This window comes from Streptomyces sp. ISL-43, from assembly GCF_018614195.1.
GTDB lineage: Bacteria > Actinomycetota > Actinomycetes > Streptomycetales > Streptomycetaceae > Streptomyces.
The window spans coordinates 37,470-51,765 of record NZ_JAGGOT010000101.1; the positions used below are offsets into that span (position 1 = coordinate 37,470).

Consider the following 14,296-nt stretch of genomic DNA (forward strand, 5'->3'; position numbering starts at 1 on the left):
GACAGATACGAAAGGGGCCGGCCCAGGAGGCAACCTCCCGGACCGGCCCCTTCGTCATGTCACGAGGACGGACGACGGATCAGTTGTCGTACTCGTCCAGCGGCGGGCAGGAACAGACCAGGTTCCGGTCGCCGAAGGCACCGTCGATGCGGCGCACCGGCGGCCAGTACTTCTCCGCGGCCGACACACCACCCGGGAAGACGGCCTCGTCACGGGAGTACGGGTGGTTCCACTCGCCGCCCAGCGCCGCCGCCGTGTGCGGGGAGTTGGCCAGCGGGTTGTCGTCCACCGGCCACTCGCCGCCCGCGACCCGCTCGATCTCGGCGCGGATGGCGATCATCGCGTCGCAGAAGCGGTCGATCTCGGCGAGGTCCTCGGACTCCGTCGGCTCGATCATCAGCGTGCCGGCGACCGGGAAGGACATCGTCGGCGCGTGGAACCCGTAGTCGATCAGACGCTTGGCGATGTCGTCGATGCTGACGCCCGTCGCCTTCGACAGGGGGCGCATGTCGATGATGCACTCGTGCGCGACCAGGTTGGCCGGGCCGGTGTAGAGCACCGGGTAGTGCGGCTCGAGGCGCTTGGCGATGTAGTTCGCGCCGAGCACCGCCACCTGGGTGGCGCGCTTGAGGCCCTCGCCGCCCATCAGGCGCACGTACGACCAGGAGATCGGCAGGATGCCGGCCGAGCCCCACGGCGCGGCCGAGATCGGGCCGACGCCCGTCTCGGGACCGGCGGTCGGCTGCAGGGGGTGGTTGGGCAGGTACGGGGCCAGGTGCGCCCGGACACCGACCGGGCCGACGCCGGGGCCGCCGCCGCCGTGCGGGATGCAGAAGGTCTTGTGCAGGTTCAGGTGCGAGACGTCGCCGCCGAAGTGACCCGGCTTGGCCAGGCCCACCAGGGCGTTGAGGTTGGCGCCGTCCACGTAGACCTGGCCGCCGGCGTCGTGCACCTGGGCGCAGATGTCGGCGACGTGCTCCTCGAACACACCGTGCGTGGAGGGGTAGGTGATCATCAGCACGGCGAGCTCGTCGCGGTACTGCTCGATCTTGGCGCGCAGGTCGTCCGCGTCCACCTCGCCGTCGTCGGCGGTCTTGACGACGACGACCTTCATGCCGGCCATCACGGCGCTCGCGGCATTGGTGCCGTGCGCGGAGGACGGGATCAGGCAGACGGTGCGCTGCTCGTCGCCGTTCGCCCGGTGGTAGGCGCGGACGGCCAGCAGGCCGGCGAGCTCACCCTGGGACCCGGCGTTGGGCTGAATGGAGACCTTGTCGTAGCCGGTGACCTCGCAGAGACGTTCCTCCAGCTCGGTGATCAGCGTGACGTACCCCTCGGCCTGCTCGATCGGGGCGAACGGGTGCAGCTGGCCGAATTCGGGCCAGGTGACCGGCTCCATCTCGGTGGTCGCGTTGAGCTTCATGGTGCAGGAGCCCAGCGGGATCATGCCGCGGTCCAGCGCGTAGTCCTTGTCCGAGAGCTTGCGCAGGTAGCGCAGCATCGCGGTCTCGGAGCGGTGCTGGTGGAAGACCGGGTGGGTCAGGTACGCGTCCTCGCGCAGCAGCGCCTCGGGAAGCGCGTCGGCGGTGGCCTCGTCCAGGGCCTCGATGTCGGCGGTGACTCCGAAGGCGGTCCAAACGGCCTCGATGTCGGCGCGCAGGGTGGTCTCGTCACAGGAGACGGAGACCAGGTCGGCGTCCACCTGGAACAGGTTGACCCCACCCTGGCGGGCCGCGGCCACGACCTCGGCGGCGCGGCCCGGGACCCGGGCGGTGACGGTGTCGAAGTAGGCGCCGTGCACGACCTCGACCCCGCCGGCCGTCAGACCGGCGGCGAGCAGGGCGGCGTAGCGGTGGGTGCGGCGGGCGATCGTCCGCAGGCCGTCCGGGCCGTGGTAGACGGCGTACATGCCGGCCATGACGGCGAGCAGCACCTGCGCGGTGCAGATGTTGCTGGTGGCCTTCTCACGGCGGATGTGCTGCTCACGGGTCTGCAGCGCCAGGCGGTAGGCCTTGTTGCCGTCCGCGTCCACGGAGACGCCGACGAGGCGGCCGGGCAGCGAGCGGGCGTGCTTGGCCTGGACGGCCATGTAGCCGGCGTGCGGTCCGCCGAAGCCCATCGGGACGCCGAAGCGCTGGGTGGTGCCGACCGCGATGTCCGCGCCCAGCTCGCCCGGCGAGGTCAGCAGGGTCAGGGCGAGCAGGTCGGCGGAGACGGCGACGATGGCGCCGAGCTCGTGGGCCTGGTCGATGACCGGCTTGATCGCGCGGACCGCGCCGGAGGCGCCCGGGTACTGCAGGAGCACGCCGTAGACGCCGCGCTCGGCGATCTCGGCCGGGATGCCCTCGGACAGGTCGGCGACGACGATCTCGATGCCGATCGGCTCGGCGCGGGTCTCGATCACGGCGATGGTCTGCGGCAGCGCGTCGGCGTCCACCAGGAAGACGTTGCCCTTGGCCTTGCCCACGCGGCGGGCCAGCGTCATGGCCTCGGCGGCCGCGGTGCCCTCGTCGAGCAGGGAGGCACCGGAGGTCGGCAGGCCGGTCAGCTCGGCGACGACGGTCTGGAAGTTGAGCAGGGCCTCGAGCCGGCCCTGGGAGATCTCCGGCTGGTACGGCGTGTACGCCGTGTACCAGGCCGGGTTCTCCATGACGTTGCGCAGGATCACCGGCGGCGTGAAGGTGCCGTAGTAACCCAGGCCGATCATGGAGGAGAGGACCTGGTTGCGGTCGGCGAGCTGGCGCAGCTCGGCCAACACCTCGGCCTCGGTCCGCGCCTCGGGCAGGTTCAGCGCGGCAGTGGTCTTGATCACATCCGGTACCGCGGCGGCGGTCAGTTCGTCCAGGGAGCCGTAGCCCACCTGGGCGAGCATCTTCGCCTGCGCCTCGGCATCCGGGCCGATGTGGCGCTGCTCGAAGGGGATGCCTCGCTCCAGCTGGGAGAGCGGAATGCGGTTGGCGGTCATGTACGGAGGCCTCCTGGTCGTACGACCTGCGAGGGGTGCCTCGGCGTGGGCACCCGGACGGCCTCCCCCTCTGTCATCACAACCTGAGAGTTTCACCGGGCCGCTCGAGGATCGCTCGCGAGGTCCGGCTTTCACCGTCGGTGAGGAGGGGAACCGGCACTGCGCGCCCGGTACCCGCCCTGCTTTCCAGAGTGGCCTCACCAACGTGCGGTACGTATGCCTGAGAGATTCCGGGGAGGATTTGCTCCTTCGGCGCCTCCGTCGAACTCACTCGGAGGACTCTCCCGCACAGGGTCAACAGCCGTCACCCAGCCTACCAGCGAGGATCTGGGCCCTCCCTCGAGTGGCCCCCTCTCCGGAAATGCACTTTTGTAGTCATTACGGAGGAGTTGCGACCAAATGGAGGGACCGGACCGTGCAGACCGACATCGATCCGCGGAGCCTGATCGGCCGCAAGGCGTTCGACCGCAATGGCAACAAGATCGGCACCGTCGACGAGGTCTATCTCGACGATGCCACGGGCGTCCCCGAGTGGGCCGCCGTAAGGACCGGCCTCTTCAGCCGGGACGCCTTCGTCCCCCTGGAGCCAAGCGAGATGGTGGGCGACACCCTGCGCGTGCCCTTCGAGCGCTCCCTCATCAAGGACGCCCCGGACTTCGGCGTCGGCCGTCACCTCTCCCCCGAACAGGAGCTGCAGCTGTACCACCACTACGGCCTGGACGTGACCCTCCCCAGCGAGTTCCACCGCGACTTCGGCCGCCTGGCGGGCGAGGAAGGCTAAGGGTGCGGGACAGCCCTTAGGCCTCGTCCGGGGGCGCCCCTTCCGGAGCCCGCCGGGAGGGGGCGGCGATGTCCGCTGCCCCCACACCCTTGTCCCCCACCAGCGGCAGCGGATCGGACGGCTCCAGCTCGGGGTCGTCCACCAGGAACGTCCGCACCCGGCCCGGCTCCGACCCCGGCTGCTCGAACCGCACGGTCACCCGCCCGACCCCGCTGCCCTGTACCCAGCCCGGGCCGTACACCGCGTGCCGGACGTCGCGGCCGGCCACCCAGCGCCGCTCGGGAGCGGCCTCGGCCTCGCCCGCCCCCACGGTCGCTCCGGCCGTCCCCTGCCCCGGTTCCCCACCGGACGGCGCAGCCCCCTCCGCGCCGGCGGTCCCAGCAGCCCCCGCCCCCGCGGTCTCTGCTGCCCCGGCGGCCGAACCCGCCTCGGAGGTGGCCCCGACCCCGTCCGGCCCAGCGCCCCCGGCCTCCGCGTCCCCCCGAGCGGCCAGCGCAAAAGCGAAGAGGTCTTCCTGCGTGTAGTCCGCCAGCCCCGTCACGCCCACCCCCAGCAGCCGTACCCCGCCCGTGGTGTCCACCGCCTCCAGCAGCCGCGATGCCGCCTCCCGCACCACCGCCGGGTCGTCCGTCGGCCCCCGCAGGGTCTCGGAGCGGGTGAGCGTGGAGAAGTCGTAGCGCCGCACCTTGAGCACGATGGTCCGCCCCGAGTGCCCCGAGGCCCGCAGCCGCTCCACGCACCGGTCCGCGAGCCGTTGCACCTCGCCCCGGATCCGCACCCGGTCGTGCAGGTCCACGTCGAAGGTGTCCTCGACCGACACGGACTTCGCGTCACGCTCGGCGACCACCGGCCGCTCGTCCAGCCCCAAGGCCATCCGGTACAGCCCGACCCCGTGCGAGCGCCCCACCATCCGGACCAGCTCGTCCTCGCCGGCCTCCGCCAGCTCCCCCACCGTGGTGATCCCGGCCCGCCGCAGGTGCTCCCCGGTGGCCGGTCCCACCCCGGGCAGGGTCCGTACCGACATCGGCGCGAGGTGCGCCCGCTCCGTGCCGACCTCGATCAGCAGCAGCCCGGCCGGCTTGGCCTCCTCGGAGGCCACCTTGGCCAGCATCTTGGACCCGGCCAGCCCCACCGACCCGCTGAGGCCCGTCGCGGCCGTGATGTCCGCCCTCAGCCGCTTCCCGGTGGCCCGCGCGGTTTCCGCGTCGAAGGCGACACCGCCCGCCTCGAGGTCCACGAAGGCCTCGTCGAGGCTGAGCGGCTCCACGAGCGGCGACAGCTCCCGCAGCAGGGCCATGACGGTGTCGCTGACCTCGCGGTACAGGCTGAAGCGCGGGATCAGACACGCGCCGTTCGGGCAGAGCCGCCGCGCCTGGGCCATCGGCATCGCCGAGTGCACCCCGAAGCGCCTGGCCTCGTACGAGGCGGTGGCGACGACCCCGCGCGGTCCCAGCCCGCCGACGATGACCGCCTTGCCGCGCAGGCTCGGCTTCGACGCCTGCTCCACCGAGGCGTAGAAGGCGTCCATGTCCAGATGCAGGATGGTCGGCGCGGCTCTCACAGCCCCGATGCTGCCCCATGCCACTGACAATCGCCCCGAGCCCCCGCACGGGGCGCCACGGGCTCTCCGTCGGCCGCCGGCGCCGGCGGCCGACGGGATTCTCCCGCCGGCCCTCCGGGCGCACGTGAGCGGCCCGCAGGGCCCGGACCACCGGCCCGGATTAGACAGCCCGGTTGCGCCGCGCGGCCAGCTCGTCGGCGGGGTTGTGCCCGACCACCGTCTCACCGGTGTCCACGCGCTCCCCGTGCAGCTGCGACAGCGCGTTCTCGACATCGCGCCAGACGACGCCCACGGCGATGCCGAAGACTCCCTGACCGCCCTGGAGCAGGCTCACGACCTGGTCCGGGGAGGTGCACTCGTACACGGTCGCGCCGTCGCTCATCAGCGTCATGCGCTCGAGGTCCGAGAAGCCCCGGTCGCGCAGGTGCTGCACGGCGGTGCGGATGTTCTGCAGCGCCACCCCGGTGTCCAGGAAGCGCTTGACGATCTTGAGGACGACCACGTCCCGGAAGCTGTACAGGCGCTGCGTGCCCGACCCGTACGCGGGGCGCACGCTCGGCTCCACCAGCCCGGTCCGCGCCCAGTAGTCGAGCTGCCGGTAGGTGATGCCCGCCGCGGCGCACGCCGTCGGCCCCCGGTATCCGACCTGCTCGGGTGCCGACTCGTCACCCACACCGCCCTGGGACCCCACCGGTCCCACCGAACCGACCGGCGCGGGGTCCTGCTGACGGCGCGCGGAGCTCACCGCACCCGCACCACCGTGCAGCGGGTACGGCCCACCGTCACTCCGTGCGGGGATGCCCCCGGTCGTACCGTCGCCCGTGACTCTCACGCCGACCCTCCGTCCTTGACCTGCCACCTCGAAGGTAGGCAGTCACCAGGGGTGCGTCAACGATCGCCACACTCGGCACGCCGAGTGATAATCACCCTGAGAGTGGTTTCCCGTGCCCCATTGCGGGGAAAGGCTACTCGAATGGGCTGAAATTCCTGGGAGGCCAAGGCGACCCGCGCCTCACTGCGGGCCCGTGCCGAAGTCCTCTGGCGAGATCTGGTCGAGGAACTCGCGGAACTTCTCCACCTCGTCCTCCTGCTCGTCCGGGATCGCGATTCCGGCGTCGTCCAGCACGCCGTCGCTGCCGTAGATCGGCGTCCCGGTCCGCAGGGCGAGCGCTATGGCGTCGGACGGCCGCGCGCTCACCTCGACCCCGCTGGCGAAGACGAGCTCCGCGTAGAAGACGCCCTCCCGCAGATCCGTGATCCGGACTTCGGTGAGCTCCTCGCCGATCGCCTCCAGCACGTCCTTGAAAAGGTCGTGCGTCAGCGGCCGGGCAGGGGCCATCCCCTGCTGCGCGAAGGCAATGGCGGTCGCCTCCCCTGGTCCGATCCAGATGGGGAGGTACCGATCGCCTCCCACTTCACGCAGGAGCACGATCGGTTGGTTCGAGGGCATTTCCACCCGGACACCCACAACGTCGAGCTCGTTCACACAGCAACCCTAGGACCTGCCCGGCCGGTTTGGGTAGTCGGGCTCCCCCCGGGCTCTGCGAGGACACCCCCCTGGAACCCCGCGATCAGTCCAGCCGCACCCCTAGAGCCGTCTGTACGAGGGCCTCGTGCAGCCGTACGGAGAGCCCCGCGAGCTCCTTCATGGTGGCTTCCGCATGTGCCCTGGTCTGGGGATTGCGGTGGCGGCGGAGCGGCGCGACGACCTGCTCCACCAGACCGGCCTCGCGGTCGGCTGCGGCCTTCATGGCGCGCAGGTGGCGCGGTTCCAGACCGAATCGCCCGAGATCGGCCACCAGGCGGGCCACGGTGACCGCCTCCGCGTCGAATCCGCCACCCGGCGCCTCCGCGAGGAGCCCGTACGACTCCCACTCGACGAGCTGTACCTCGTCCACCTCGGCGGCGGCGATCAGCTCGGCCCGGCCCACCCTGGCCACGGTCGGCCGCTCCCGGCCCACCTCGCCGTAGAGGGCGACCGGGCTGGCGGGGTCGACGGACTCCCCGTGCGCCGTGGGCGCCGGGATACGGATCTGCTCGCCCCGGGCCAGTGCGTCGAGCTGGTCGCGGATGACCTTCAATGGAAGGTAGTGGTCCCGCTGGAGCCGCAGGATATGGGCCAGGCGCTCGACGTCGTCGGTGCTGAACTTGCGGTATCCGGAAGGTGTGCGCCTGGGCTCGACGAGCCCCTCCGCCTCCAGGAATCGGATCTTGGAGATGGTGACTTCGGGGAACTCGTCACGCAGCATCGTGAGCACCGTTCCGATACTCACCAGCCGCCCCGCCGAGGCGGCGGTGCCGGCGGTGCCGTTCTTGGCGGCACCGCCTGCCGGGATACGCAGCATGGGACCTTCCCTTGAAGGGTCAGTGCCCCCGCAGGCTCGCGTAGAAGACCAGCCGGTACTTGCCGATCTGCACTTCGTCGCCGTTGTGGAGGGAGACGGAGTCGATCGGTTCACGGTTGACGTACGTGCCGTTGAGGCTGCCGACATCGGAGACGGTGAAGCCGCCTTCGTGGCTCCGGCGGAACTCGACATGGCGCCGGGAGACGGTGACGTCGTCCAGGAAGATGTCGCTCTGCGGGTGCCGGCCGGCCGTCGTCAGCTCGCCGTCCAAGAGGAAGCGGCTGCCGGAGTTCGGGCCGCGCCGCACGATGAGCAGAGCGGAACCCGGAGGCAGTGCTTCCACCGCGGCCTGGGCCTCGGGGGACAGCGAGGACGACACGTGCTGTTGTCCCGACACCTCGGCCTCGTAGGCCTCGAGGCCCGAGATCGAGATGGTGGACGTGGTCTCCGAGGCACGCTCCGGCGTCAGACCCGCCCGCAACGGCGCCCCGCAGTTGGAGCAGAATCGGCTCGCCGCGTCGCTGCGGTGCCCGCACCTGCTGCAAATCTGCTCGGCCGGCATGGACGGCTCCTCGCGCCGCGGCTGCCCCGCGGAGGCATTGGTGGCATACGGATCGGGGGCAAACCCTCCACCCGTACTTGAGGTTGATGGTTCACCGAAACCTATGCGTCCGGTACCGGCAGGGTCAACAGCCGACGCGCCCTGCGCGCCCGAAATATCCCCCGTACCCGCGACCTCGTCCCGGAAGAGCGGCCGGTCGCCCTGCCCTTCCACGTCGCCGCGCCCCGCGCGGTGCCTGGCCGCACCGCTTTCCTCGCGGCTCTTCTTGCCGAACAACTTCTCAAACAACTTCACGGGCGATTCCCCTTGACCGAAACAGACCCGCCCGTGGGGCAGGACGAACTCCGAATGCAACACCTTCCGACCCGGACATACTCACAACGTCCGTAACCATCAGACAGTTTCCACCACGCACCGCGACTTCGGTGCGCCGACCCCCCGCAGGCATTCGCCCGCGTGAGCCCGTCCGCGCCTCGTCCCGCCTCACGACGATGACGACCGAGCGTAGTCAGGCTGCTTCGCAGCCCGCAAGGCATCCACGACGATCTTCGCCGGTCGTGTGACGGTGACGACCGCCTGTTCCTTCTCCAGCGACTGGACGACACCACCAGGAATGTTGAGCGCCGGCTCCAGATCCTGCGGCTTGCCGATCACCTTGAACTCGTAAGGCTGTGTGATCTTCTTACCGTCGATCGCGACCCCGCCGCCCTCGTCCGAGAAGTACGAGCCCGCCACCACGCGCACGCCATTGATCTGGATCGCCTCGGCCCCGGCCGCACGCAGCTCCTGGAGCGTGTCCAGCAGCTTGTCCGACAGCACCTGGCCCTTGGGATCCGCGATCTTCAACATGATCCCCGGCCCCTGCGCCGCCACCGTACCGGCCAGGATCCCGAGTTGGCGTTCCTTCTCGACGGTCTGCTTCCGGGCCTCCTCGGCCTGGTTGGAACTGCTCTCCAGCTCCCTGCGCTGCTCCTGGAGCTTCTGCTTCTCGTCCTCCAGCCGCTTGGTCCGCCCGTCCAGCTCGTCGAGGATCCGTACGAGGTCCTCCTGGCGGGCGCCGCGCAGCGCGCTGGAATCGCTGTTCGACCGTACCTGAATGGCCAGACCGAGCCCCAGGACGAACAGCAGCACCGCGACGATCAGTTGGGCACGGCTCACCCGCGGCGGCCACAACCCGGCGGCCAGCCGCTGCCGGCCCGTCTGCTCGGGTACGGGCCCGGGCCCGGCGTCCGCCTCGGCCCGAGCGCGCGCGTCGGCCACGGGCTCGCCAACCGGCCCGGCAGGCCCGGAGGGCTGCTGGTCCTCGGGCTGCTGGTCCTTGGACCAGATGCCCTTCGGCGGCTGCTCCGAGCCCGTCGGCTCCTCGGGCGGAGTGTCGTTCGTACTCATCGGCCTCACGCCCGGAACACGTGCCGGCGGATGGCCGCGGCGTTGGAGAAGATGCGGATGCCCAGGACGACGACCACACCCGTGGACAGCTGCGAGCCGACGCCCAGCTTGTCGCCGAGGAAGACGATCAGCGCGGCCACGACCACGTTCGACAGGAACGACACCACGAAGACCTTGTCCACGAAGATGCCGTCCAGCATCGCGCGCAGGCCTCCGAACACCGCGTCCAGCGCCGCCACCACGGCGATCGGCAGATAAGGCTCCACCACGGCCGGCACTTCGGGCCGGACCAGAAGTCCGGCCACCACTCCGGCCAAGAGGCCCAGTACCGCGATCACGATGCACCCTTCTGCTGCTCTGCTGCTGTAGCCGTACGTACGGTCAGGCTCGACGCGGCCGGAAGCCGCACCTCGGCCTCGGCCGACAACGTGTAGCGGATCCCGTAGCTCTCCTGCAGCACGTGCAGGTACTGGCCGTCCGCGGAGTCCTGGAAAGCCGTCCCGAGACGTTTCTTGTCGCCGATCGCCAGCACTTCGTACGGGGGCACCAGCGGCCTGTTGTCGACCAGTATCGCGTCACCGGCGGCCCGGATCGCCGAGAGCGCCGTCAGTCGCTGCCCGTTGATCGAGATCGCCTCCGCCCCGGACTGCCACAGCCCGTTGACGATCTTCTGCATATCGCGGTCGCGCAGCCGCCCGGTGTCCGCGAACCCGGTGTTCTCGCGCGGCTTGGATCCGTTGCCCGTCGACGAACCCTTCGCGTCGTCCACCGTGAGCTTGATCCCGGGCCCGCGCACCTCGGTGGCGCCGGACAGCAGCGCCACGAGCTGGCCCTGGTCCCCGCCGTGCTGCTTGAGCGCCTCGCGCTGGCGGTCGGCGACGGCGCCCCGCAACCGCTCGATGTCCCGCTCCAGGCCGTCCGCGTGCGCGTCGGCCCGTTCGACCCGGTCGATCAGTTCCTGACGCTCCTTGGCCAGCACCGGCGCGGTCACCCGCGCCTGCGCGGCGCCCAGCGTGACGACCATGGCGGCGAGCACGAGCCCGGCGGCCAGACCCAGTTTGGCCTTGAGGGTGCGCGGCAGGCCTGCCGTGCCGTCCGACTCGCGCCGGGCCGAGGCCTCCGCGTAGCCCTCGTCGAGGCTGTGGTCCATCACGTGCGTCAGCAGCGACATGGAAGCGTCCGGCCGCGCGGGCCGGGGTTCCCCCTGGGCACCGTCGGGGGGAGGCAACGAACTCCGGTTGCGGGGCGGCTGCGACATGCCGCACATCGTCGCATGTCGCCGCCGCACACACCCAATGCGTCCACCCGGCAGGCCGGGAGGGACGTTCGCCCCCACCCGGCCCACCGGACGCGTGGACCTACGTCACCATCCGTACGGGCCTCAGTGCCCGGCGCCGTCCACCACCGCGGCCCAGTCGTCCAGCAGTGCCTGCGCGGACGCGTCGTCGGGCCCTTCCGCCCACAGGTGGGTGACCGCCTCCGCCGGATCCGGCAGCACGAGCGCCCACCGCCCGTCGGCCTCTACGACCCGTACCCCGTCGGTGGTGTCCACCTGCCGGTCCCCGGCCGCCTCCACGACCCGCCGCATGACGAGCCCCTTCACGGCCCACGGGGTCGGCACGTCCCGCTTGAGCACGTGCGCCCGCGGGATCCGGGCATCGATCTGGCTCAGCGTGAGCTGCGTCCGCGCCACCAGCCCGATCAGCTGCACGAAGGCCGCCGACCCGTCGAAGACACTGCTGAACTCCGGGACGATGAAACCGCCCCGGCCGTCGCCGCCGAAGATGGTGTTCTCCGCCCGGCTCACCCGGGTCAGGTCGTCGGGCGAGGTCGTCGTCCACTCCACCTGGGTGCCGTGGTACGCCGCCACCTGCTCCGCGATCCGGGTCGTCGTCACCGTCAGCGCGACCTTGCCGCTGCGCTTCTCGGCCGCCACCAGATCGAGCATCACCAGCAGCGCCCGGTCGTCCTCGATGATCCGCCCGCGCTCGTCCACCAGGGAGATCCGCTCCCCCACCGGGTCGAACCGGACTCCGAAGGCGGCCCGCGAAGACGCCACGATCTCGCCGAGCCGCACCAGCCCGGCCCGCCGGGATTCCGCGCTCTCCGTAGGCCGGGACTCGTCCAGCCCGGGGTTGACCGTGAGGGCGTCCACCCCGAGCCGGCCCAGCAGGCTGGGGAGCACGAGCCCGGCGCTGCCGTTGGAGGCGTCCACGACCACCTTGAGGCCCGAGTCGGCGACCCCGGTGGTGTCCACCCGCCGCAGCAGTGAACCCGTGTAGGAGTCGAAGACGCTGCCCGGGAACTGCAGGTCGCCGATCTCGCCGGGGAAGGCCCGGCGGTACTCCTGGCGCGCGTACACCCGGTCGAGCTTGCGCTGCTGCTGGAGGGAGAGGTCCGCACCCCGCTCGTCGAGGAACATGATGTCCACCGAGTCCGGTACTCCCGGCGAGGTCCGAAGCACTATCCCGCCGGCACTGCCGCGCGCGGTCTGCTGCCGCGCCACGGGCAGCGGGACGTTCTCCAGGTCCCTCACGTTGATCGCGCTCGCCTGCAGCGCCGAGATCACGGCCCGCTTGAGCGCTCGCGCGCCTCGGGAGTGGTCACGGGCCGTGGTGACCGTCGCGCCCTTCTTCAGGGTCGTCGCGTAGGCACCGGCCAGCCGGACCACCAGTTCGGGGGTGATCTCCACGTTCAGGATGCCGGTGACGCCACGGGCACCGAACAGGTGCGCCTGCCCCCGGGACTCCCAGATCACCGACGTGTTGACGAAGGCGCCGGCCTCGATCGTCTTGAAGGGGTAGACGCGTACGTTCCCCTGGATGATCGATTCTTCGCCGACGAGGCATTCGTCGCCGATGACGGCGCCGTCCTCGATCCTGGCGGCCCGCATGATGTCGGTGTTCTTGCCGATGACACAGCCGCGCAGGTTGCTGTGCGGCCCGATGTACACGTTGTCGTGCACCACGGCCTTGTGCAGGAACGCCCCGCTCTTCACGACGACGTTCGACCCGATGACCGTGTGCTCGCGGATCTCCACGCCGGCCTCGATCTTGGCGTAGTCCCCGATGTACAGCGGCCCGCGCAGCACCGCCTCGGGGCTCACCTCGGCCCCCTCGGCGATCCACACCCCGGGCGAGATCTCGAAGCCGTCCATCTCGACCTGGACTTTGCCCTCGAGCACGTCGGCCTGCGCCTTGACGTAGCTCTCGTGGGTGCCCACGTCCTCCCAGTAGCCCTCGGCCACGTAGCCGTAGATCGGCCGGCCTTCCTTCATCAGCTGGGGGAAGACGTCACCGGACCAGTCCACGGAGGTGTCCGCGTCGACGTAGTCGAAGATCTCCGGCTCCATGACGTAGATGCCGGTGTTGATGGTGTCCGAGAACACCTGGCCCCAGGTCGGCTTCTCCAGGAAGCGCTCTACCTTGCCTTCCTCGTCCACGATGGTGATGCCGAATTCGAGCGGGTTCGGCACGCGTGTGAGACACACCGTGACGAGTCCGCCCTTCGCTTTGTGGAAGCGGATGAGGTCGGTCAGGTCGAAGTCGGTGAGTGCGTCGCCGGAGATGACGAGGAACGTATCGTCCTTCAAGGCCTCCTCGGCGTTCTTCACGCTGCCGGCGGTACCGAGCGGCTTCTCCTCATTGGCGTAGGTGAGCTCCATCCCGAGCTCCTCGCCGTCACCGAAGTAGTTCCTGACGAGCGATGCCAGGAATTGCACGGTGACCACGGTCTCATTGAGCCCATGCCGCTTGAGGAGCCTGAGCACGTGCTCCATGATCGGCCGGTTCGCCACCGGCAGGAGCGGCTTCGGCATACTCGAGGTCATAGGGCGGAGACGAGTGCCTTCGCCACCGGCCATTACGACGGCCTTCATGTCGGGAGAGTCCTCCTTGAGAGACGACGTCATCGCCGACCTCACCCGCCCCGGACGGTGGCCGGGCGACTCCTCCGCGTCTGCCAGGCGCCGAGCGAGCTCAATCGGCCGTGGCGTCCGCCTTCACGAGACGACGGACCTGCACCACGTAAAGGATTCCTGCCCACCAATAGAGGGTTGTACCCCATCCGGCGAACGCCCATCCCAAAACTGACCCCGTCCAGGCCAACCAGCCCGACCCGTCGCTCACCAGCAGCAAGGGGAACGCGTACATCAGGTTGAAGGTCGCGGCCTTGCCCAGGAAGTTGACCTGCGGCGGCGGATAGCCGTGCCGGCGCAGGATCCAGACCATGACCAGCAGCATCAGCTCGCGCGCGAGCAGTGCCGCGGTGAGCCAGATCGGCAGAATCCCGCGGTACGTGAGACCGAACAGGGTGGACAGGATGTAGAGCCGGTCCGCCGCCGGATCCAGCAGCCGGCCGAGGCTGCTGATCTGATTCCAGCGCCGCGCGAGCTTCCCGTCGAGGTAGTCGCTGATCCCGCTGAGCATGAGGACGGCCAGCGCCCAGCCGTCATGCTTCGCCAGGATCAGCCACAGGAACAGGGGCACGCCTGCCAGGCGCGCCATGCTCAGGATGTTCGGAAAGGTGAAAATTCGGTCGGTCTGAACCCGAGTCTCCTGGACCTCCACCCGGGGGCCTCCACTGTGACTGTAGAAATCTGGTCGAACGATGCCCCCTGACCCTACAGGAGGCCGCACACCTGCCCGTAAACGCAGAAAAGCCCCGCACCATAAGGTGCGGGGCTTTCCCACAA

12 protein-coding genes and 1 riboswitch are annotated in these 14,296 nt (G+C 70.2%); of the genes, 1 reads left to right on the plus strand and 11 read right to left on the minus strand.

Annotated features, from left to right (window positions below):
- Positions 1 to 79: 79 nt before the first annotated feature.
- Positions 80 to 2,965, minus strand: a complete 2,886-nt coding sequence (gene gcvP / locus J7F03_RS38820; RefSeq protein WP_214957921.1) for an aminomethyl-transferring glycine dehydrogenase — start codon at positions 2,963 to 2,965, stop codon at positions 80 to 82.
- 198 nt (positions 2,966 to 3,163) lie between these two features.
- A riboswitch (glycine riboswitch) is annotated at positions 3,164 to 3,262 on the minus strand.
- A 118-nt stretch (positions 3,263 to 3,380) separates the two neighbouring features.
- Here gcvP and J7F03_RS38825 point away from each other — a divergent pair.
- The gene (locus J7F03_RS38825) at positions 3,381 to 3,746 is read left to right on the plus strand and encodes a PRC-barrel domain-containing protein (RefSeq protein WP_214957922.1); all 366 of its coding nucleotides are present in this window, start codon (positions 3,381 to 3,383) and stop codon (positions 3,744 to 3,746) included.
- A gap of 16 nt (positions 3,747 to 3,762) precedes the next feature.
- Here the strand turns inward: J7F03_RS38825 and J7F03_RS38830 are convergent, their stop codons facing one another.
- The 10 genes from J7F03_RS38830 to J7F03_RS38875 all read right to left on the minus strand — a co-directional run bounded on the left by J7F03_RS38830 (position 3,763) and on the right by J7F03_RS38875 (position 14,171).
- Positions 3,763 to 5,307: a DNA polymerase IV gene (locus J7F03_RS38830; RefSeq protein WP_214957923.1), complete on the minus strand. Its 1,545-nt coding sequence runs from the start codon at positions 5,305 to 5,307 to the stop codon at positions 3,763 to 3,765.
- Between the two features lie 160 nt (positions 5,308 to 5,467).
- Entirely contained in the window at positions 5,468 to 6,139 is a 672-nt protein-coding gene (locus J7F03_RS38835; RefSeq protein WP_214957924.1) for a MerR family transcriptional regulator, read from the minus strand.
- A 180-nt stretch (positions 6,140 to 6,319) separates the two neighbouring features.
- A complete protein-coding gene (locus J7F03_RS38840) occupies positions 6,320 to 6,793 on the minus strand; it encodes a bifunctional nuclease family protein (RefSeq protein ID WP_030009777.1) in 474 nt (157 codons plus the stop codon).
- Positions 6,794 to 6,878: 85 nt separating this feature from the next.
- On the minus strand, positions 6,879 to 7,652 hold the full coding sequence (locus J7F03_RS38845; protein ID WP_214957925.1) for a MerR family transcriptional regulator: 774 nt from the start codon (positions 7,650 to 7,652) through the stop codon (positions 6,879 to 6,881).
- Between the two features lie 19 nt (positions 7,653 to 7,671).
- Entirely contained in the window at positions 7,672 to 8,214 is a 543-nt protein-coding gene (locus J7F03_RS42200) for an FHA domain-containing protein (protein WP_285440554.1), read from the minus strand.
- Between the two features lie 483 nt (positions 8,215 to 8,697).
- Positions 8,698 to 9,612 carry a DUF881 domain-containing protein gene (locus J7F03_RS38855; protein ID WP_374104452.1) on the minus strand — a complete coding sequence of 305 codons (915 nt, stop codon included), beginning with the start codon at positions 9,610 to 9,612 and terminating at the stop codon, positions 8,698 to 8,700.
- Complete coding sequence (locus J7F03_RS38860; protein WP_030010496.1) at positions 9,609 to 9,941, minus strand: small basic family protein; 333 nt, start codon at positions 9,939 to 9,941, stop codon at positions 9,609 to 9,611. The genes J7F03_RS38855 and J7F03_RS38860 overlap by 4 nt, the downstream gene beginning before the upstream one ends.
- Complete coding sequence (locus J7F03_RS38865) at positions 9,938 to 10,870, minus strand: DUF881 domain-containing protein (RefSeq protein WP_214957926.1); 933 nt, start codon at positions 10,868 to 10,870, stop codon at positions 9,938 to 9,940. Before J7F03_RS38865 ends, J7F03_RS38860 begins: the two co-directional genes overlap by 4 nt.
- A gap of 114 nt (positions 10,871 to 10,984) precedes the next feature.
- Positions 10,985 to 13,480 carry a mannose-1-phosphate guanyltransferase gene (locus J7F03_RS38870; protein ID WP_214957927.1) on the minus strand — a complete coding sequence of 832 codons (2,496 nt, stop codon included), beginning with the start codon at positions 13,478 to 13,480 and terminating at the stop codon, positions 10,985 to 10,987.
- Positions 13,481 to 13,580: 100 nt separating this feature from the next.
- On the minus strand, positions 13,581 to 14,171 hold the full coding sequence (locus J7F03_RS38875; RefSeq protein ID WP_214957928.1) for a CDP-alcohol phosphatidyltransferase family protein: 591 nt from the start codon (positions 14,169 to 14,171) through the stop codon (positions 13,581 to 13,583).
- Positions 14,172 to 14,296: the final 125 nt, after the last annotated feature.